Origin of the sequence: Streptomyces sp. GESEQ-35 (genome assembly GCF_017948485.1) — a bacterium.
In the GTDB taxonomy this organism is placed as follows: domain Bacteria; phylum Actinomycetota; class Actinomycetes; order Streptomycetales; family Streptomycetaceae; genus Streptomyces.
On record NZ_JAFFSX010000011.1, the window covers coordinates 296,797 to 317,812 of the forward strand.

Annotated in this window: 15 protein-coding genes; 5 read left to right on the top strand and 10 right to left on the bottom strand. The window is 69.8% G+C overall.

The window, feature by feature from the left end; translation table 11 throughout:
- Nucleotide 1 precedes the first annotated feature (1 nt).
- Nucleotides 2-1,195 (top strand): spermidine/putrescine ABC transporter substrate-binding protein, encoded by a 1,194-nt coding sequence (locus tag KCH87_RS23235; RefSeq protein ID WP_210588136.1) that lies wholly within the window; start codon nt 2-4, stop codon nt 1,193-1,195.
- Between the two features lie 235 nt (nt 1,196-1,430).
- Here the strand turns inward: KCH87_RS23235 and KCH87_RS23240 are convergent, their stop codons facing one another.
- The 6 genes from KCH87_RS23240 to KCH87_RS23265 form a co-directional block, all read right to left on the bottom strand.
- A complete protein-coding gene (locus KCH87_RS23240) occupies nt 1,431-3,722 on the bottom strand; it encodes a pyruvate dehydrogenase (protein ID WP_210588158.1) in 2,292 nt (763 codons plus the stop codon).
- Nucleotides 3,723-3,809: 87 nt separating this feature from the next.
- Complete coding sequence (locus tag KCH87_RS23245; RefSeq protein WP_210588137.1) at nt 3,810-4,940, bottom strand: PLP-dependent aspartate aminotransferase family protein; 1,131 nt, start codon at nt 4,938-4,940, stop codon at nt 3,810-3,812.
- Nucleotides 4,941-6,179 (bottom strand): amidohydrolase, encoded by a 1,239-nt coding sequence (locus KCH87_RS23250; RefSeq protein WP_210588138.1) that lies wholly within the window; start codon nt 6,177-6,179, stop codon nt 4,941-4,943.
- Entirely contained in the window at nt 6,179-6,958 is a 780-nt protein-coding gene (locus KCH87_RS23255; RefSeq protein WP_210588139.1) for an amino acid ABC transporter ATP-binding protein, read from the bottom strand. The genes KCH87_RS23250 and KCH87_RS23255 overlap by 1 nt, the downstream gene beginning before the upstream one ends.
- Complete coding sequence (locus tag KCH87_RS23260) at nt 6,958-7,896, bottom strand: amino acid ABC transporter permease (protein WP_308298890.1); 939 nt, start codon at nt 7,894-7,896, stop codon at nt 6,958-6,960. Before KCH87_RS23260 ends, KCH87_RS23255 begins: the two co-directional genes overlap by 1 nt.
- The gene (locus KCH87_RS23265) at nt 7,893-8,825 is read right to left on the bottom strand and encodes an ABC transporter substrate-binding protein (protein ID WP_210588140.1); all 933 of its coding nucleotides are present in this window, start codon (nt 8,823-8,825) and stop codon (nt 7,893-7,895) included. The genes KCH87_RS23260 and KCH87_RS23265 overlap by 4 nt, the downstream gene beginning before the upstream one ends.
- A 153-nt stretch (nt 8,826-8,978) precedes the next feature.
- Between KCH87_RS23265 and KCH87_RS23270 the strand changes: the two genes are divergently transcribed.
- The 3 genes from KCH87_RS23270 to KCH87_RS23280 all read left to right on the top strand — a co-directional run bounded on the left by KCH87_RS23270 (nt 8,979) and on the right by KCH87_RS23280 (nt 11,404).
- On the top strand, nt 8,979-9,725 hold the full coding sequence (locus tag KCH87_RS23270) for a FadR/GntR family transcriptional regulator (protein WP_210588141.1): 747 nt from the start codon (nt 8,979-8,981) through the stop codon (nt 9,723-9,725).
- Nucleotides 9,726-9,971: 246 nt separating this feature from the next.
- The gene (locus KCH87_RS23275) at nt 9,972-11,012 is read left to right on the top strand and encodes a glycoside hydrolase family 5 protein (RefSeq protein ID WP_210588142.1); all 1,041 of its coding nucleotides are present in this window, start codon (nt 9,972-9,974) and stop codon (nt 11,010-11,012) included.
- A gap of 122 nt (nt 11,013-11,134) precedes the next feature.
- Nucleotides 11,135-11,404 carry an Atu4866 domain-containing protein gene (locus KCH87_RS23280; RefSeq protein ID WP_210588143.1) on the top strand — a complete coding sequence of 90 codons (270 nt, stop codon included), beginning with the start codon at nt 11,135-11,137 and terminating at the stop codon, nt 11,402-11,404.
- A gap of 8 nt (nt 11,405-11,412) precedes the next feature.
- Here KCH87_RS23280 and KCH87_RS23285 read toward each other — a convergent pair whose 3' ends face one another.
- The gene (locus KCH87_RS23285) at nt 11,413-13,035 is read right to left on the bottom strand and encodes a glycoside hydrolase family 76 protein (protein ID WP_247196672.1); all 1,623 of its coding nucleotides are present in this window, start codon (nt 13,033-13,035) and stop codon (nt 11,413-11,415) included.
- Nucleotides 13,036-13,625: 590 nt separating this feature from the next.
- On the opposite strand from KCH87_RS23285, the gene KCH87_RS23290 reads away from it, so the two are divergent.
- A complete protein-coding gene (locus KCH87_RS23290; protein ID WP_247196609.1) occupies nt 13,626-16,511 on the top strand; it encodes a trehalase family glycosidase in 2,886 nt (961 codons plus the stop codon).
- Between the two features lie 15 nt (nt 16,512-16,526).
- Here the strand turns inward: KCH87_RS23290 and KCH87_RS23295 are convergent, their stop codons facing one another.
- From KCH87_RS23295 to KCH87_RS23310, 3 genes are all read right to left on the bottom strand, one after another.
- Nucleotides 16,527-18,464, bottom strand: a complete 1,938-nt coding sequence (locus KCH87_RS23295) for a glycoside hydrolase family 9 protein (RefSeq protein ID WP_210588145.1) — start codon at nt 18,462-18,464, stop codon at nt 16,527-16,529.
- The gene (locus KCH87_RS23305) at nt 18,461-20,092 is read right to left on the bottom strand and encodes a sensor histidine kinase (protein WP_247196610.1); all 1,632 of its coding nucleotides are present in this window, start codon (nt 20,090-20,092) and stop codon (nt 18,461-18,463) included. Before KCH87_RS23305 ends, KCH87_RS23295 begins: the two co-directional genes overlap by 4 nt.
- 65 nt (nt 20,093-20,157) lie before the next feature.
- Nucleotides 20,158-20,829 (bottom strand): response regulator transcription factor, encoded by a 672-nt coding sequence (locus KCH87_RS23310; protein WP_210588146.1) that lies wholly within the window; start codon nt 20,827-20,829, stop codon nt 20,158-20,160.
- Nucleotides 20,830-21,016: the final 187 nt, after the last annotated feature.

Sequence of the window (21,016 nt, forward strand, 5' to 3'; positions counted from 1 at the left end):
AATGCCCCCGACACCGAAGAGGTCCTCGCTCTCCCGTCGCTCCCTGCTGCGCACGCTGGGCGGCACCGCCGCGCTCGGGGGGCTCGCCGGGTGCGGTGTGCCCGCCGCGTACGTCAAGCCCGGTGAGCGGGCCGCTGCCGATCTGTCCGCCAGCGACAAGCGGCTGACCTGGGCGAACTGGCCGCTGTACATCGACACCGACGACGACGAGGACGAGACGAAGCGGCCCACGCTGGAGGCGTTCGAGAAGGGCACGGGGATCGCCGTCGACTATGTCGAGGAGATCAACGACAACGACGAGTTCTTCGGCAAGATCAGCCCCGCGCTGATGAACCATCAGCGGACCGGCCGCGATCTGATCGTCATCAGCGACTGGATGTGCGCGCGGTTCGTGACGCTCGGCTGGGTGCAGGAGATGGACCGCGCCGTACAGCCGAACGTGACGAAGTACCTGGACCCGCAGCTGAGGTCGCCCGCCTTCGACCCCGGCCGCAAGTTCACCGTGCCGTGGCAGTCGGGGATCACGGGAATCGCGTACGACCGCCGCCGGCTGGGCCGGGAGATCCGGCACGTCTCCGATCTGTGGGCGAGCGATCTCAAGGGGCGGGTCACCCTGCTGTCCGGGCTCGACGAGGCGTTCGCGCTGCTGATGCAGGGCAATGGCGTCGACATCACGAAGTGGACGGCGGACGACTTCCATCAGGTGTGCGACCAGGTCGAGAAGTACGTCCACAGCGGCCGGATCCGCCGCTTCACCGGCAACGACTACACCAAGGACCTGGTCAGCGGTGACGTACTGGCCTGCCAGGCGTACTCCGGCGACGTGATCCAGCTCCAGGCCGACAACCCGGACATCCGCTTCGTCGTCCCCGAGGAGGGCGCCGAACTGTGGGCGGAGTCGCTGATGATCCCGAACCTGGCCGCCCACAAGACCAACGCCGAGCGGCTGATCGACTACTACTACGAGCCCGAGGTCGCCGCCGAGCTGGCCGCCTGGGTCAACTACGTCTGCCCCGTCCCGGCCGCCCAGGACATCCTCGCCTCCTCGAAGGACGAGGAGACGGCCGCCCTTGCCGAGGACCCGCTGATCTTCCCCGACACCGCGATGCGGGGGCGGCTCGCCATCGCGCGGGACATCAGGGCAGACGAGCGGACCGAGTTCGCGAAGCGGTGGAACGCGATCGCGGGGTTGTAGGCGGGGAGACCTCCTTGTTGTGACGAGTGCGACGAGGATTTTTGGTTGGCACAAAGGAGGGATAGTCGGCGGCTGCTGCTAGGCGAGACTCATCTGTGCGCCGGCTTCGGCGCGGGCCGTGGCGATGGACGGCCTGCCGCGGCCAGACCCAAAGTCGTTCCTCAGGCACCCATGACCGCAAGCAGCGTCGCCGAGCGCGACTCGCGGGTCCAGGCCCAACCCGCAGTCACCCGGCTCAGCCAGTGAGGTCGAGCGCCGCACGGACGATGCTGTCGGCGTCGATGCCATGGTGGCGGTAGACGTCCTCAAGGGAGCCGGACTGCCCGAACCGGGTCACGCCGAGCGCTGTGGTCGGCACCCGGTTGACGGTGGCCAGGAACGTGAGGGTGTGTGGGTGCCCGTCCAGGACGGTGACCAGCGGTGTGGCGCGATCCGCAGGGAAGACCTGGTCGAGGATCCATGACTCCGCCGCCTCATGCCCCTGCCGTGCCCGAACGGCCCGATACAGCAGATCGGGGCTGGTCACACAGATCACGTCCGCGGCGATGCCGGCCTGCTCCAAGCGCTCGGCGGCGGCCAGGGCTTCCGGCACGAGGGCGCCCATGGCCGCGATGCTCAGGGCCGGCGCCTCGGTCCGACGCAGCAGGTAGGCGCCGGCCACCACCTGGCGACGCCGTCGCTCGCGGGCCGCGGGATCCGCGGGCATGGCGGCGAGTGACTGGTCGACCGGCCGGGTGGAGGTCCGTAGATAGGCCGAGCAGCCGTCGGGCCTGCCGAGTTTCGCCAGGGCGGCCAGCAGGGTCCACTCCGTGTCGAGGACGAAGGCCGGCTCGTAGCTGACACAGCCGGGTTGTTCGAGGCCGATGGACGGCGTCTTGATCGATTGGTGCGCTCCTCCTTCGGGGGCGAGCGAGATCCCGGACGGGGTGCCGATCAGGATCGACTGCCCGCCCGCGTAGATGCCGTACGACCAGGGCTCCAGGGCGCGTTCCACGAAAGGGTCGTAGAGCACCCCGATCGGCAGGAGGGGCTGACCCCACCGGCTCCAGGTGGCGCCCAGTTCGCCGAGCAGCCCGACCAGGTTGACCTCGGCGATGCCCAGCTCGATGTGTTGCCCTGTGGGCTTTTCACGCCAGTGGAGGATGGTCTCGCGGTCGTCGGCGAACCAGTTGGGGCGTTCGGTCGCCGACCACACGCCGACCTTGTTCACCCAGCCGCCCAGGTTCGTGGAGGACGAGACGTCCGGGCTGACCGTCACGACTCGCCTGGCCGCTTCGGGTGCTTCCCGGGCCAGGTCGAGCAGGGCCCGCCCGATCGCGGCCTGCGTCGTCGCCACCCCGGACGGGGTCCGGCCCATGTCCACCGGCAGGTCCGGCGGGGCAAGCCGAGGGCTGTTCTGCCGGTGCAGGCGCCGCGCGGTGCGCAGGCACAGCGTTTGTGCGGGGCTGCCGTCGGAGAAGGGCCGCCAGGGATCGGCCGGATCGGCACCGACCCGTACGGCCATGTCGCGCATCTGCTCGTCGGTGAGCAGGGCCGAGTGGTTCTGCGGATGCCCCTTGGTCGCCAGGCCATGTCCCTTGATGGTGTAGGCGAAGATCACCGTCGGGCGGGAGTCGTCGATCGTGGAGAACGCCTCGTCCAGCGCGTCCAGGTCGTGACCGGCCAGATCGGCGATCGCGGCGAGCAGCTCCTCGTCGGCCAACTGGGCTGCCAGGTCGGCGATCCGCCCGGCGCCCGGCCCGGTGCCGGGCAGCCGCTGACGCAGCTCGGATGCTTCGCAGCGCAGAAGTCGCTGGTACTCGGGGTTCGGCATCGTGTCGATGCGGTGCCGCAGCTCGTCGCCCCCCGGACGGCTGAAGAGTTCCTGGAGCAGCCGACCGTACTTGAGGGTGATCACCTGCCAGCCGGCGGCGGTGAACATGCCCCGCAGCTTGTCGGCCGCGATGTCCGGCACGACCCGGTCCAGCGACTGGCGGTTCAGGTCGACTACCCATACGAGTTCGCCGAGTTGGGCGACCGCCGGATCGAGCACGGCCTCCCATACCGCGCCCTCGTCCAGTTCCGCGTCACCGAGCAGCGAGTACTGGCGCCCGGTACCTGCCCCTCCGGTCAGGCCGTCCACGTACCGGCGGGAGAGAGCGCCCCAGATCGGGGCCGTGGCCCCGATGCCGACCGAGCCGGTCGAGTAGTCGACGGGATCCGGGTCCTTCGTTCTGCTCGGGTAGCTCTGGAGTCCCCCGAAGTCGCGCAGCCTGGTCAGGTAGGCCGAGTCGAGCTCACCCAACAGGTGGTTGATCGCGTGCAACACCGGCGAGGCATGCGGCTTGACCGACACCCGGTCCTCCGGACGCAGATGCCGGAACCACAGCGTCGTCATGATCGACACCATCGAGGCCGATGACGCCTGGTGCCCGCCCACCTTCACGCCGGACTCGTTCGGGCGGACCCGGTTCGCATGGTGGATCATGGTCGTCGACAGCCAGAGCACCCTGTTCCGCACCTCGTACAGCAGGTGGTTTTCGTCCATGACTCCGGGCGGACTGACCGTCGGACTGCTCACTTGGTGCACCATCCTCATTTACGCAGTTCGGATTTACGTAATTCGGAGCCCGTCTCACGATGCGGCGTCGAGCGCCTTCGACAGGTCGGAGAGCAGGTCGTCGGGGCTCTCGATACCGGCGGAGAGGCGTACGACGTCGGGGTCGTCGACCGAGTCCACGAGGCTTACGACATCACCGAGACTGGTGGCCCTGACGAACTGCGTGAACGCGTCGTACACCGCGGCCTTCCGCTCCGGCGCGTGCAGCGCGAAGGAGAGCATCCCGCCGAAGTGGCGCCCGCCCGTGAGCCGGCGGGCCAGCCCGTGCGCCGGTGCGCTCGGGAGCCCCGGGTAATGGACCACGCTCGTCGCTTCATGGGATTCGGCCAGTTCGGCGAGTCGCAGTGCGGTGTCACTCGCCCGGGCCACTCGCAGTTCGAGGGTGCTGATCCCCTCGATGACGGCAGCGGCGTTGTGCGGGGTGATGATCGTTCCGAGTCTGCGGCGCAGGGTGGCGATCGCGTCCATGGCCGGCCCACTGCCCGCCAGCGCACCGGCCAGCACCCGGCCGTGCCCGGCCAGGTACTTGGTCGCGCTGTGGATGACGAGGTCGGCGCCGAGCTCCAACGGCCGCAGCAGCACCGGGGTGGCGAAGGTGTTGTCCACCACCACCAGGGCATCGTGATCGTGCGTGATCGCGACGATCGACTCCATGTCGAGGACGTCGAGCCGCGGGTTGGTGAACTCCTCGAAGAACACCGCGCGGGTGGCGGGCCGGAATGCCGCCTTGAGCGCCGTCAGATCGGTCAGGTCGACGAACGTCACCTCGCATCCGAAGTCCGGCAGGTCGTAGGCCAGCCACTCCCGGCTGTTGACGAACAGCTGGTCGGACGCGATGAAGTGGCCTCCCCGGCGCCCCAGCGCCAGCATCGCCGTGGTGATCGCCGCCATCCCCGAGGAGAAGGCCAGGGCGCGCGGCGCCGAGTCGATCGACGCCAGCGTCTCTTCTAGAGCGGCGACGGTCGGGTTCTGCACCCGGGAGTAGTAGCCGTACGCCATCGGGTCCCGCACGGTCCGCTCGTGGGTGGCCATGTCCGCCATGGCGAAGGACGCGGTGTCGAAGACCGGGGTCGCGACCGCTCCCAGCGGGTTCGCTCCCCGGCCGTGCACCAGCCTGGTCGCGAGCCCACGCTCGTCGTGAGTCATTCAGGCCCTTTCCGCTGCTACGGACTGCCCACCAGGGGGCGTGAGCAATGCCGGTACGTCCACGACGCCGCCGGCGGCCTCGAACTCGGCGCGGCTGCGCTCCCGGAGCCCGGGATCGGTGAGGTAGTCGAACGCGGTCAGGGCCAGGGCCACCGCCCCGTCGACGACCGCCCGGTCGCCCGGCTCCGAGCCGGCGTACTCGGCGAAGCCGGCGGTGTGCATGGCGACCTCCGGCGGGGCGATGCCAAGGGTGGGGTGGATCGCCGGGACGCGCAGGCTGATGTTGCCGAGGTCGGTCGAGCCCTGAGGCCCGCCCGTCGGCCCGAGGGTGCGCCCACGGCCGACAAGATGCGCTCCGAAGCGGGCTGCGAGCGCGTCGTTGCCACGTACCGGCAGACACGGCTGGATCCGGTCCCACACCGTTTCGAGTTCGGTCTCCGTGATCAGCGCGGCACCCTCGAAAATGCGCTGCACCCGCTCGCCCAGCGCAAGCAGTGAGTCGAGCCGAGGTGACCGGATCAGCAGCCGCAGCGAGGCTCTCGCGGGCACGACGTTCGCGACCCCGCCGCCGTCGGTGATGACTCCGTGGACGCGGTCGGTCCCCGGGATGTGCTGACGCAGGGCCGCGATCCCCTGGTATGCGGCGACGACGGCGTCGAGCGCGTTGCGCCCTGCCTCGGGCCGGGCCGAGGCATGAGCCGGAATCCCGTGATAGGTCACCTCGACCGAACGCAGCCCGAGGGCGGCGAAGTCGAGGCCGTCGTGATGGGCGGGGTGGAGCATGATCGCGGCGTCGATCCCGTCGAAGGCACCGGCACGGGCCATGATCTCCTTGCCGGAACCGTTCTCCTCGGCGGGAGTGCCGAGGACAACGACCGAGCCACCCGTGTCACCGATCGCGTCGGCCAACCCGAGAAACGCCCCGGCCGCCGCCGCACCGATGACGTTGTGCCCGCAGCCGTGGCCAATGCCGGGAAGCGCGTCGTACTCGGCCAGCAGCGCGATGCGCGGCCCTAGTGGATTCCCGGCCGACGCCTGGAGCGACGTCTCCATACCGTGGACGCCGACGCTCGCTTCAATGCCGTGTGCCCTCACCAACTCGGCCAGGGCGGCGACCGATCGGTGCTCCGCGAACCCGATCTCGGACAGGCTGTGGATCTTCCTGCTCAGCGCCACCAGCTGCGGAGCGAGCGCCTCGATGCGGTCGGTGACCTGCCGCGCCGGCTTGTCCTGCGCCATCACAACACCTTTCCCAGAAAGGAGCGGGTGCGTTCGTGGGCCGGCGCGCCGATGACCTGGTCCGGCGGCCCCTGTTCGATGATGCGTCCCTCGCTCAAGAAGACAGCGGTGTCGGCCACTTGACGGGCGAACCCCATCTCGTGCGTCACCACGATCATCGTCATCCCCGAAGCGGCCAGATCTCGCATCACGTCGAGCACCTCGCCGACGAGTTCGGGATCGAGCGCGGACGTGGGCTCGTCGAAGAGCATCAACTCCGGCTCCATGGCCAGCGCCCGGGCGATGGCGACGCGCTGCTGCTGACCGCCGGAGAGGTGGCTCGGGTAGGCGTCCTGCTTGTCTCCCAGACCGACCCGTTGGAGCAGCCCGCCGGCGCGCTCGACCGCGACATCCCGGCTCTCCCTCTTCACCCGCATCGGCGCCAGGGTCACGTTCTCCAGGACCGTCATGTGCGGGAACAGGTTGAACTGCTGGAACACCATGCCGATCCGGGACTTGCGCTCGGCGACCGCCGACGGGCGGGCCTCGTGCAGACGTCCCCGCACGAGATCGGAACCGACCAGCCGGCCGCCGACGAGGATGTACCCGCGGTCCACGGTCTCCAGGTGATTGATACAGCGCAGGAACGTGGACTTGCCCGAGCCGGAGGCCCCCAGCAGGCAGACCACCTCACCGCGCTCGACCGTCAGGTCGATCCCCTTCAGCACCTCCAGCGCTCCGAAGCTCTTGTGCACGTCGTGGGCCTGGACGACCGGCAGGGTCTCGGTGCCTGCGCTCATCACGCTTCCCCCACTCGGGTCAGGCTGCGTCCGAACCGCTTCTCCAGGCGCCCCTGGAGAAGGGTGAGCAGCGTGGTCAGGACCAGGTACCAGATACTCGCGACGATCAGCATGGGGATCTGCAGGTAGTTGCGCGAGTAGATCTGTGTGACCGACTCGAGCAGGTCTCCGACGCCGATGACCAGCACGACCGAGGTCATCTTCAGCATCGAGATGAACTGGTTCCCGATCGGCGGGATGATCGCCCGCATCGCCTGCGGCAGCACGACGAACCGCAGCGTCGCGAGGCGTCCCAGGCCCAGTGCGTCCGCGGCCTCCGACTGACCGTGCGGCACGCTGAGCAGTCCGCCGCGGACGATCTCCGCGACGTACGCGGCCTCGTTGAGCCCGAGCGCGAGGATCGCCGCCGCGAAGATCGGGATCACCGTGTTCGTGTCCCAGCTGACGAGGAACCCACCGCCCGGGATGCCGATTCCGATCCGGGGGAACAACGAAGCCGCGAACCCCCAGAACAGCACCTGGACGAGCACCGGTGTGCCGCGGAAGAACCAGATGTACAGGCCGGCGGCGTTGCGGGACAGGGCGCTCTCCGAACGCCGCAGCACGGCGAGCACGACCCCGCCGACGATGCCGACGAGCATCGCGGCGACGGTCAACTCCAGTGTCACGGCAATGCCTTCGAGTACACCGACGTCGAAGAGATAGCGCCCGACCGTCGGCCAGTCGAACCCGGGGTTGGTGAACAGGATCGCGATGGTGAACCCGGCGAGCACCAGAATCGTTCCACCGGCGACCACCTGCCCGACGGAGCGGCGTCGGACCAGTTCGTGCTCAGCTGCCGCGACCAGGGCTGTCACGTCCATGCCGTCGTCACCCGAAGGTGTGTCGGTGCGGGTACGCCCCTTCTCGCCGGCGCTCGTCGAGGCGTTCCCGCTCACGACGCCACCACATTGACCTGCGACTTCGCCACCGCCGCATTCGCTATGTCCCAGCGCTCGAGGATCTTCGTGTACGTCCCGTCGGCGATCAGGCCGTTGTAGAACGCCGTCAGCGCCGCCGCGAGTTCCTCCTCGTCCTTGGGTACGGCCACCCCGGCCGCCGCGGGACTGAGCAGGATGGTGTCCACGGACTGGAACAGATCCGGCTGGAGCTTCGCCTGGTAGGCGACTGCCGTGTTGTCGGCGAGCATCGCGTCGGCACGCCCGGTGGCGACGGCTTGGTTGACGTTGCTCTGCTGCGGCACGACCATCGGTTCGATCTTGGACTTGCCCGCCTTCGCGCACTGCTCCTGGAGGCTGTCCATGTTCCCCTGAGCCTGTACCGTGCCGGTCTGTGCGGCCACCGTACGCCCGCACAGATCGAGCGACTTCTTGATCCCCTCGGGGTTGCCGGCCTTCACCATCGCGGATGTACCGGCGTTGACGTAGCTGACCAGGTTCAGGACCTCAGTGCGCTCCTGGGTAACGGTCCACGCGGACCAACTCGCCTCGAAACGGTGTGCCTTGAGACCCGCGAGCATGCCGTCGAAGGGCACCTCCACCCACTTGACCCGCAGTCCGGTCCGAGCCGTGAGGGCCGCGGCGAAGTCGGCACCGACGCCGATGATCTCCCCCGAGGAGCTTTTGAAGGCGTTCGGCGGATAGTTGGGGTCGGCCGCGAGCCGCAGTACCCCGCTCTCGCGTACGTCCTCCGGGAACTTCGCCAGCAGCGCCGAGTCGACCGCGCTCTTCACCTTGAGCGGCGCCGAGGGCAGTCCGGCCTTGGTGGGCTGCGCGCCGGCACCGGTGCTGTCGTCGTTACTGCATGCACTCATCCCGAGCACCGCCAGCGTGACACCTGTCGCGGCGATCCCGTGCAGAACTTTCATCTGCCTACTCCTGTGTCGATCCCCGACAGGCGGTCGTACTCACGCACCCACCAAGGAGCTGCGGAAGGATCATACTTATGATGCATGTGGAGCATAGGTATGATGCATTTCCCTGACAAGACCTCGTCGTCACGATCACTCCGAGGAGATCAAGTGGGCAGGCTCAGCGACCAAGTCGTGGCACGGCTGCGGCGGGCGATCGTGCACGAGGAATACGCGCCGGGCAGCCGGATGCCCACTGCGGAAGCCCTGTCGGATTCGCTCGGGGTCTCCCGCAGCGTCGTACGCGACGCCTTGCGAACCCTGTCCTCCATGGGACTCGTCGAGGTCCGGCAGGGGCACGGGATCTTCGTCTCGGTCCCCCGGGACGACATCGTCACCACCGCCCTGACGCTCCGTATGCAGCGATCGGACGTCACCATCGGGGAGGTCCTGGCCGCCCGCATCACCCTTGAGTCCACCCTCGCCGCCGAGGCCGCGCGCGTCTGTGACGATGAGGCCTTGCGCATGATGCGCGGACACCTGCGGCGTTTTGAGGACGGGGTCCGAGCCGAGGACTGGCCGACAGCGCATGACGAGCACGTGCAGTTCCACCTGTCGATCATCAAAGTGCTGCGACTGCCCGCGCTGGAGCTGCTGATAGAACCGCTCCAGGAGCTGATCATCGTCAGCTCCATCCCCCCGGACCCGGAGAGCGGAGAGCAGTGGGGCATCGGATCGCACGACCAGATCGTCGAGGCACTGGAGGCCAGGGACCCCGAGGCCGCGCGAACCGCGGTGCGTGAACACTTCCGGTACGCGCACTCGCTCCCGTACCGCGACTACGGAAAGACGCTCTTCCGCGACGCCAGATCCGCGCTGGAGGAGCGCGCCGAGTCAGGCCACGGACTGTCCTCCTGACAAGCCGCGTACGAACGGTGGCGACGAGGCGTCCGTACTGGCGCACAGTCAGGTTCGTTCGCCAGTACGTAGACACGAGCAGGAGCCACCTCGCGGTGGGCCCCGCTCGTCTTCCTGCGTTCTTGATGAAATTTGGTGTGCAGATCTGTTGACCCTTGTTCGAGGTCTCTTCTACTTTGCGGGAGCCACAGTGCCGCCGGCCTGTATGTGAGGTTCCGCGGACGCCACTGCCCAGAAAGGGATGTCGTGCCACGACAGAACCATCGCGGGACAGCTTGCCTGGGGGCGTTGCTGGCCGGAGTCACGGCGTTCGGCGTGGGCCTCGCCGCCCCCGCGTCCGCCGCTCCCGCAGCTGCCGCCACCCACGCCTCGCCGCCGCCCGTCAGCGACTTCCGCGGGGTCAACTGGGCCGACCCGCGCGACAACTACGCCGACGACGCGGTCGTGCCCTCGGGCCTGTCCACCTCCGACAGCTACGCCACGACCTACGCCAAGTCCAGGGCGATCATCGGCGGATTCGCCGGGCTCGGCGCCAACACGGTCCGCCTCCCGGTCAACCCCACCTCCGTGAACGGCCCCTTCTGGAAGTCGTACCGGGGCGCGATCGACGCCGCCACCGCCAAGGGTTCCAAGGTCATCCTGGGCTACTGGGAGGCCGACGACGCCAAGGACGGAAAGATCGACGACCAGGCCTCCTGGAACCGGATGTGGACGCGGATCACCGACGCCTACGCGCGCAACTCCAAGGTGTACTTCGAGCCGATGAACGAGCCGTTCGGCTACACCTCCCAGGAGTGGCGCGACGTGGCCGCGAGCTGGCTCACCACGCACCGCTCCATACCCCGCGACCGGGTCCTCGTCGGCGGCATCAAGTACAGCGAGGACGTCAAGCCCGTCTGCGCCGACAGCCGGCTCGACGGCACCCGGATCGCCCTGCACAACTACGGCTTCTGGCACACCGACTGGACCACCGTCGACCAGTGGAAGCAGGACTTCAAGGAGCGCATCGGCGACTGCGCCTCGCGCACCGTCCTGGACGAGTTCGGCGCGACCATGACCTCCGGCCTGGACTACAACGGCCCGGTCAACGGCTCCAGCGAGGTCGCCTACATCCAGGCCGCGACCGACACCATCCGGGAGCTGGGCCTCGGCTCGGTCTACTGGCCCGGTCTGCGCAACGGCGACACCTACTCCCTCACCACCCTCCAGGGCACGGGCACCCGCCTCAGCCTGAAGCTGAACAACCAGAGCGGGCTCGACCGCCTGCACTGGGCCTGGAAGAAGTAACGGCGTTGGCCGGCGCCGACCCAGCAGTCCTGGTCACAGGGTGGGTGCCGGTCTCCCAGGAACGCGGCTCCTGAGAACGTCGCGGCCTGGTCACCCGTGCGTCGGGGAGTGACCGTGGAGCCATGAACACCAACGCAGCGCCTCACCCCTTCGTCGGCATGTGGGTGACGGCAGACGGCCACATCCGTCAGGAACTTCTCCCCGACGGCCGTTACGACGAGGCCCGTGGCAACCGGCGGAGCGCCTACACCGGCAGCTACACCGTCACCGGCAACCACATCGACTACGTCGACGACACCGGCTTCACCGCCACCGGTGACGTCCGGGACGGCGTGCTCTTCCACGAGCACCTCGTCCTGTACCGGGAGGAGGCCGGCGCGCCGGTCACCTGAGGAAACGCTCAGCCCGCCGCGGCGGTGAGCGCTCCCAGCGCGCTGGCCTGCGTACGCCAGTCGGTCTGGTTGGGGGCGGTGCCCGCCCAGCGTTGGCCGAGGGCGTTGAGGGAGCTGCGGTCCCGCGCCCACAGGGTGTCCGCCTGCTTCTGGATGTAGGCCCGGTAGGTGCTGGAACCGGTGGCCTTCGCGAGGTCGGCGAAGTGCCGCATGAAGATGCCCTTGAACTGCTTCTGGTTGTCGTCGCAGGACGCCGAGCCGAGGTCGCAGGACTCGGTGAGCACTCCGTCGCGGGTGAGTGCCGTGCTGCTGATGGCGGCGTCGGCCAGGGTGCGTGCCGTGGTCAGCAGCGAGGCGTCCCCGGTCGCCTTCCACAGTTCGGTGAAACCGCCGATGGCCAGTCCCTGGTTGTAACTCCACACGGTGCTGCCGTTGTTGGCGCAGGCCGAGGTCAACCCGTCGTTCACCAGTCCCGAGGAGTTGATCATCCCGCTGGCCTTGTACCAGGTCGCGGCCGTCTTCGCCCGCTGGAGCCATGCCGTGTCACCCGGGATGCGCTGGTGCAGTGCGGCGGTCAGCCAGAGGTACTGCCCGTTCGTCACGGCGTTCTTGTAGGTGCGTTCCCGGTCCCACCACACGCCCCCTCCGCAGGAGCTGGGATCCCAGTACTGCTGAACGTAGTTGGCGATGGTGACGGCCTCGCTGAGGTATCGGGCGTCGCCGGTGTAGTCGTACGCGTCGAGCCAGGCGATGGCCCACCAGCCCGCGTCGTCGATGGCCCGGCTGATGAAGTGGCCCTCGATCGCGTCCGAGCTGCGCACCCCGGCGGGGAAGACGCCCTTGTTCTGGTCGAAGGTGCGGGCCACGATCCAGTCGTAGTCGCGATTGCCGGTGGTCCGGGCGAAGTCGATGAGGGATGTCAGGGTGGCGGCGGAGTTCCACCAACTGCTGGGCCACCAGCCGTTGTAGGGGTCGTACGACGTCATGAGCGCGTCGGCCGCGGCGCTCGGCCTGGTCGGCGCGGGCCTGACCCACGCGGTGCAGCTGCCCTCGTTGTGGCTCGCCTCCCGGCCGCAGGCGCGGACCGCACCGCCGTAGAGGAGACCGCGTGGGTCACGGGTGGCGTACATGGCGGTACGGGTGGCGGTGGCTCCGGACGGTGTGGCGGTGCGGCCGAGGGAGGAACCGTCCGGCCAGGTCGAGCCGCCGTCCCAGGAGCGGTCGAGCCAGATCTCGTCGCCGCCGGCGCCGGATTCGATGCTCGCCCAGGCCATGGAGTTCTTCTGGTCGACGTGCAGCCGGACGGTGCGGCCGTAGATGGTCGTGGACGGCACCGGCTGGTCGTCGCCGGCCGCCTGGCCGGCGTCGGTGCCGTCGCAGAGCGTGTCGCAGACGGTGGGGTAGACCCAGTCCGTACAGCCGACGGTGGCGGCGTCGCCGCAGGCGCGGACCAGCCCGCGTCGGTGGTTGCGGGGGTCGGTGATGTTGTACATCAGCGTTCTGGTGCCGGTCCAGGTTCCCGGGACGGTGGCCTTGCCGAGCAGCCCCTCCCAGGTGGCGCCGCCGTCCCACGAGCGGTCCAGCCAGACCGAGTCGCCGGCCACGCCGCCGTCGATGCTGGCCCACGCCATGTCGTCCGCGTCGGAGACGTGCAGTTCGAGGCGACGTCCGTTGAGGTTCTTGGCCGGCACCGGAAAGGTCTCCCCCCGGGCTTGCGAGGGGTCCAGCGTGTCACAGGCCAGGACGCACACCGGGGTGGCGGCGGCCGCGGGGGTCGCGGTCGGGATCAGTGCCGCACCCGTGAGAGCGGCCGTCAGCGGGAAGCTGAGAAACCAGGTTCTGACAACGTTGTCTGAGCTGCGCAAGGACACCGGAACTCGCCTCGATTTCACGATGGGGGATGCCGGGCGGCGTGGCGTGATCGAGCACTGGTCCATACCTGTCTCCGAGGCAGTGAAGCGGCTTGGCGGGGTCCTGTCAATGACGTGAACGTGAGTCGTTTCAAGGCGATTTCGAGGTAGCCGCGACGGGTTGACACCCCGTTTTCGGGCGCCCATCATCGGTGGCACTTCGGCGAGGCTCCTCGTGTACCCACCTGTCAGATCGGGCGTCGAACTCCATGCGCCGCAGATTTGAATCGTTTCACCAGTCCAGTCGTTTCGCTTCACCGCTCGCGTTTTTCGCATGTCCACTGATTCCGCACCCGCCCCGGGAGGCTTCCATGCGTCGTCGTACCCCGCTCAGCAGACCGCCAGGCCGGCGCCGCATCCTCGGCCTCGCGATGACCGTGGTCGCCGCGTTGGCCGTAGGCCCCACGTCGTCCGCATCCGCAGCGGCGCCCACGCCCCCAACGGGAGTCAGCAAGGCGGCGCTTGCCGCCGAGAACTACTCGCCGACGTCCCGCACCCTCAGGCCGACCGCCGTCTACCGCACGTCCGGCAGCGTCGCGAACCCGCAGAACGTCCTCAGCGGACAGCCGACGCGGATCTCCGGCGCCCAGTCGGCCATCACGCTCGACTTCGGCAAGGAAGTCGGCGGCGTGACAACGTTGTCCTTCGGTGCCGTCAGCGACAGCGGCCAGCGCGTCGGCCTGGCCTACAGCGAGTCGTCCCTGTACGTGGGCAACAACAGCGACCGCAGCAGCGGCCGCGACGGCGAGGACGGCGCCCTCCACGCCACGGCCTCGGCCAACGGCACCTACACGGTGCCCACCGCGCAGCAGCGGGGCGGCTTCCGCTACCTCACGGTCTTCCTCGACACCTCCGGCTGGGTGGACCTCAACGGCGTCAGCCTCAACTTCACCGCGGCCCCGGGGAAGTCCAACCCGGCCGACTACGCCAACTACTTCTCCTCCAGCGACGAGCTGCTCAACCGCATCTGGTACGCCGGGGCGTACACCGTCCAGCTCAACACGATCGCCTCCGACGAGGGCCGTGCCTGGCCGCCGCCCTCCACCGAGTGGGACAACAGCGCCACCGTCGGTGTGGGCGACTCCGTCCTGGTCGACGGGGCCAAGCGCGACCGTACGGTGTGGCCGGGCGACCTGGGTATCGCCGTACCCACGCAGTACGCCTACTCGGGCGACCTCACCTCGACGCGCAACGCGCTCAGCACGATGTACGACGTGCAGTCCGCCGCGGGTGAGATCCCCTGGTCGGGACCGCCGTTCAACCTCAAGGGCTCGGACACCTACCACCTCTGGACGCTCCTGGGTACGGCGACGTACTACACGTACACGGCCGACCGGGCGTGGCTGGACTCCGCATGGGCCGACTACACGCGGGGGATGTCCTTCATCATCGGCAAGATCGGCGGCAACGGCCTCCTCAACGTCACCGCCACCCAGGACTGGGCCCGCTCCGGACAGGGCGGCGAGAACATCTCCGCCAACGCGCTGCTGTACGCCACGCTCAAGAACGGCGCCACCCTGGCCTCGGCCAAGGGCGACAGCGCGCTCGCCGCGAGCTGGAACGACAGGGCGGCCACCGTCAAGGCAGCGGCCAACTCCCGGCTGTGGGACGCCTCCAGGGGCATGTACAAGGACAACCCGACCAGCGGTCTGTACCCGCAGGACGGCAACTCGCTCGCGGTCTGGTACGGGCTCACCGACTCCACCGCCAAGTCGCGCAGCATCGTCAGTCAACTCGCGACCCGGTGGGGCAACTACGGTCCCGTCACCCCCGAATGGGGCAGTAACGTCTCGCCCTTCGCCGGCGGAATGGAGCTGAACGCCCACTTCGCCGCCAACGACGACCACACCGCCCTGGAGCAGATCCGCCGCACCTGGGGCCACATGCTGAACAGCGACATCGGCACCAAGAGCACCTTCTGGGAGGGCATCAGGGCCGACGGCGGCCATGCCTACGGAGGTTCGTTCATGAGCCTGGCGCACGGCTGGTCCAGCGCGCCCACCTCCACGCTCACCTTCGACGTGCTCGGCACCGCGCCGGAGTCGGCGACCGGGGCGTACCGCTTCGTCCCGCACCCCGGCGACCTGACCAGCGCCGAGGGCCGCATCACCATGCCCCAGGGCGCCGTCAACGCGTCCTGGTCCCGCGACCCCGCCGCCGGCACGTACGCGGCGCAGCTCTCCAGCCCGTCCGGCACCAACGGCCGTATCGGAGTCCCGAAGTTCGGCGGCGGCAACATCTCGGTGTCCGTGAACGGCAACGTCGTCTGGAGCAACGGAACCTTCACGCCCACCTCGGGAATCACCGGCGCGACCCAGGACGACACCTACGTCTACCTCACCGGCGTCGCTCCGGGCAGCTACACCGTGAACGCCAGTGGCCTGGGCAATCCTCCGGTGCCGCCCGAGCCGGGTACCGGCGCCCTGCGCGCGGGCTACACCCGGTGCGCGGGCGAGGGCGGTACGTGCTCCTTCAGCGGCACCCGCTCGGTGGCCTACGGGGCCGGGACGTACACCTACAAGACGGTGACCGGCAGCACCGCCTGCACCAACGCCTCCTTCGGTGGCGACCCGGCGGCGAACCTCGTCAAGTCCTGCTACGTCGCCGACGCGGGCGGTCCGCCCGGATACACGGTCTGCGCGGCCGAGGGCCAGAACTGCGCCGTGCCCGGCTACAACCGTGACGTCGCCTACGGCGCCAACGGCAACTTCGCCCACCAGGTCACCAACGGCTCCGTGGCCTGTACCAACGCCCACTTCGGCGATCCCATCGACGGCGTGGCCAAGTCCTGCTGGCTGCCGCCAGACGGAGCCCCGGCCGGTGGCTGGACCAAGTGCGCTTCGCAGAACGGCACTTGCCCGGCAGCCGCCGGCCAGCCCGTGATGTACGGCGCCTTCGGAGCCTTTACGACGGTCACGGCCACTGGCGACACCCCGTGCACGGACGCCCGGTTCGGCGACCCGATCCCCGGCGAGTCGAAGAGCTGCTACACCGCCACCGGCGGCCCGGCCGGCTACGCCACGACCTGCTCCGCCGAAGGCGGGACGTGCGCCTTCAGCGGACAGCAGACCGTCGCCTACGGGGCGCGGGGCGCCTACGTGTACAAGTCGTTCACCAGTAGCGGCAGTTGCACGACGGCGGCCTTCGGCACCGATCCACTGCCGGGCGTGGCGAAGGGCTGCTACCTGACGTCCTGACCCCCATGCGGGGCGTCAGGTCTCCTGCTGGTCTTCGTCCTGTGCGGTCAGGGCGAAGGCCAGCAGTGCGGTCGTCGTGAAGTCCAGCGCGGGTTCCACGGTCTGCCAGGCGCCCACGTCGTCGACGTACCGCGCGCCCTTGCCGTCGAAATCGGTCCAGGAGCCCGTCGGCGGGGCGGCCGAGCACTTCTTCATGGTGGGGAAGCCGTTCAACTCCTCAAGTTTGGAAGCCTCGTTGGGGCCGTTGACTACAGCTCCGCGCAGGATCGCGCCCTTTCCGTCGAGGCTGCCCCTGAGGTTGGCCAACTGGTGTTCGGGGCAGTGCGGGTAGACCTCACCCGCACCGATCACGAAGCTGGTGCCCCAGGCGTTGGCGCCGAGGGCCCAGCCCCGCTGCCGGCCGGCGAAGGCGTCGTAGGCGGTGTCTCCGGTGGCCTTGGCGTAGAGGCGGGCGGTGGCCACCAGACCGAAGGTGTGCGGTACGGCGTCGAAGTCGTCGTAGACGGCGCCCGCACGGAAGGGGTCGTGCCCGGCGCGGTCGACACCGTCGTCCAGCTGGCGGCGCAGGTCCTCGTACAGTTCCTCGGCCCCGATGCCGTTCGTCCGGGTGCCGTCCAAGGCGGTGGCCAGGTCGACGTGGGCCAGGGCGCTGACGTCCGCGACGTTGAGGGTGCCCTTGACGTCGGAGTCCAGGTAGGCCCTGGCCCATCCGGCCGCGGCGTCGGCCCAGTCGCCCTCCCGGTCGTCCCCGAGTTCCCTTGCGGCCAGGGCGAGTTCGGTGCCGCCGAACTCCATGTCGTCCTGCCACGAGTCCTCGGGATAGAAGGTGTCCGGGAACGCGGTGACGAGCGGTTCCGAGGGGTCCGGGTCGGCCAGGTCGTAGACCGTGGCGGCCTTCTCCAGCCAGGCCTGGGCCTCCTCCGGGTCGGTGTCGGCCGTGCGCTGGGCCGCGAGGGCGAAGACCGCGGCCATGCGGCCCGCCAGGTTGGGGCTGATCGGCTCGCCCGGGGCGGCTGCCCGGAAGACCGGCCGGTGCTTGATCGTGTAGTCCGGGTCACCGGGCGACACATCGAGCCGGTCGTCGGCCTCCGGCAGCCGCCATACGTCGTGATCCGTCCGTACGTTCTCGTTGCCCGCGCCGATGCCGACCTGGGCGTAGAGCGTCTCGCTGTCCCCGTCCCACATCTTGTCCAGCCAGGCCAGCCCGTGTGTGGCCTCGTGGGACAGCTCCGTCATGTCCGGCAAGTCACGCTGCGCGAGCAGGAGTTCGGCGACGGAATATGAGGTGGTGCCGGTGAACTTGAGGAAGTCTCCCGCGTCGAACCAGCCACCCGAGACGTCGACCCGGTCGCCGGTCGGGGTCAGCCGCTCGTCGAGCAGTTCGTTGCCCTCCTCGTCGTAGGACGGCTCGGCGTAGACGGTCGCGTCCTGGTCGGCCAGGTGGGACGGACCGTGCTCCAGGGCGCCGGGAAGCACGTCGGCTCCGTCGCGCTGTGCCTGGAGGAAGCGGACGTTGTCCCGGACGAGCGGGGTCATCAGCTCGCGAGCGCCGGCGATCCGGAAGGCGGGGGAGCGGCCGGCCGCGGTGCCGGTCAGGACGATGCGGTAGGTGCCGGGGGTGTTCAGTGCGGAGAGGTCGGCGGTGCGTACCGAGGGGTACTTGGCGTTCCAGCGGCCGGTGGTGGCTCCGAGCCTGCCCGCCGCGACCACCTTGTCCTCGGCGTCGACGACCTTGAAGCGTGCTCCGGCGAGGGCCGCCGAGGGCCCCATGACGTAGGCCTGCTTCTTCTCGCCACGCACATAGCCGACCTGGTCGACCCGGATGGCCACCCTGGTCGAGGCAGGTGGGGTGTCGCCGCCGAAGGGCAGGCCGTGCAGGCTCACGGCGAGGAGCAGGGTGCTGAGTCCCGCGGCGGTGCCGACCAGCAGCCGGGGGGTGAGCGATGGATTCATGCGCTCACGGTGCCGGGGCCTTCATGAGATGAGGATGAGGACGTCCGGGGCACGTCCGTGGGCAGTCGCAGCTCGGCGAGGAGGCCGCCGCCGGGAGCGTCCACGAGCCGGGCGGTGCCGTGATGCAGCCCGGCGACCCAGCGGACGATGGCGAGGCCTGCCCCTGTTCCCGAGGCGGCTTCTGTGCCTGCGGCTCGTGTGGCCGCGGCGGCCTCTGTGTCTACGGCGGTTCCCGTGCCTGCGGTAGCTCTCGTGCCCGAGGCGGCTCCCGTGCCCGCGGCGGCCCCTGTGCCTGCGGTAGCTCCCGTGCCTGCGGTAGCTCCCGTGCCCGAGGCGGCTCCCGTGCCCGCGGCGGCCCCTGTGCCTGCGGTAGCTCCCGTGCCCGAGGTGGCTCCCGTGCCCGCGGCGGCCCCTGTGTCTACGGCGGCTCCCGTACCGGAGGCGGCTCCCGTACCTGCGGTAGCCCCCGTACCGGAGGCGGCTCCCGTACCTGCGGTAGCCCCCGTGCCGGAGGCAGCTCCTGTACCTGCGGTAGCCCCCGTACATGAGGCGGCTCCCGCGCCTGTCGCTCCTGTCGAAGTCCCGGTGACACCCCGAGCGAAGACCCGCTCCCGGTCCGCGAGCGGTACGCCCGCCCCGTGGTCGCGGACCGTGACCAGCCCCGGGGTGACGGTGACCTCCACCGGTGACCCGGCCGGGCCGCCGTGCCGCTGGGCGTTCTCCACCAGGTTCCGCACCGCCTGGGCCAGCAGGTCCGGGTCCCCGTGCACCACCACCGGCACGGTGCTGACCGTGACGCTGTCGTGGTCCGGCAGCTCCTCGACCGTGGTTTCCACCAGCTGGTCGAGGCGCAGCGGCACCAGCTCGACCCGCTGCGCACCGGACTCCAGCCGGGCCCTCGCGAGCAGCCCGGTGACCAGCCGGCTCAGCCGGTCCACCAGCCGTAGCGCCTCGTCGGACGAACCACCCCGCTCCACCACGAGCCGCAACGTCGCCAGCGGCGTACGCAGCTCGTGCGCGGCCTCGGCGAGGAACTGTTCCTGCTGCCCCAGCCCGCGCAGGGCGGGACGCATGGCCCGGCCGGACAGCAGATGGCCCACGGCCGCCGCGCAGCACACCAGAGCCGTGCAGCCGAGTGCCAGCCAGCGCACCAGGAGGTCGTGATCGCGTTCACTGCGCGCCAGTTCCGTGCCGACCAGCACGGCCGCACCGATCCGGTCGCCGTCCCAGACCGGAGCCGCCGCCCACCTCAGCCGCCCGCCACCGGCGGCAGGGGCGCTGACGAGGACCGTCCCCTGCTCGTCCAGGACACTCCGCCACACCTCGTCCAACCGGTCCCGCTCGGGCAGCGACGAGCGCCCGGGCGCGACGTTCCGCACCTCCGGCGTCTCTCCCGGCGCCACCTGGAGAACAGCCAACACCTCGGCGCCCTGGGCGAGTTCGTCCTCCCGCAACGGCTCCAGATGCAGCACCCCCGCGTCGAACCAGACCGCCCGCGAAAGCCCCGCGGCGCGGCTGCCGACCTCGTGGTCGAGGCCGGACCGGCGGGACGCGGCATCGATGCGGATGGCGACGACGGCGAGTACGACGAGACAGACCGCCGTCGTCGAGGCGAACAGGAGCGTCATCAACCGACGGGTACGCCGCAGCCGGGCCACCGCGGGCGACAGGGACGACGCTGTGGCCCGGCGGATCACGCCGACGCCCCGTCGCCCAGCCGATAACCGACGCCGCGCACCGTCCCGATCGGATCGGGTGGCCCGAGCCGTCGCCGCAGTTGGCCGATGAGGACGTCCACCACGTTGGACATCGGCTCGCTCGCCTCGTCCCAGCAGCTCTCGATCAGCTCGGTGCGTGTGACGACCTCACCCGCGCGCAGCATCAGCAGCTCAAGGACCGCGAACTCCTTGGCCGACAGGCTGAGCAGTACCCCGGCCCTGGACACGCGGCGCCGTGGGAGATCGACCTCCAGGTCACCCGCCCGCAGGACCGGCGGCCGCGCGGGCTGCTCCCTGCGGCACAACGCACGTACGCGTACGACCAGTTCGGCGAAGGCGAAGGGCTTGACCAGATAGTCGTCGGCCCCGTGCTCGAAGCCGGCCACCCGGTCGCTCACCGCGTCCAGTGCCGTCAGGAGGAGAAAGGGGAGTACGGATCCCGTCCGCCGGTGTGCGGCGAGCAGCGTGAGCGAGTCACCGTCCGGGACCGAGCGGTCGGCCACGACACAGTCGTAGCCGTTGACGGAGAGCTTGAGATCCGCTTCGGCCAGAGTCCGCGCGAGGTCCACCGCGAACCCCGCATCCCGCAGCTGAGCAGCGACGACGGGCCCCAGCTCGGGGTCGTCCTCCAAGACCAATACGCGCATGGCCCGGAGCTTAGACGGTGCGGGCGCCGGGGCCCGGTGGCAGTGCGGGCCGCCACTTCCGCCGACGCGTCATGGCGGGGGGGGGGGGGCGCGCGGGGGGGGCGGCAGGGGCGGGGCCGGGGCGGGGGCGGGGCGCGCGGGCGGGGGGGGGGGGGGGGGGGGGGGGGGGGGGGGGGGGGGGGGGTGG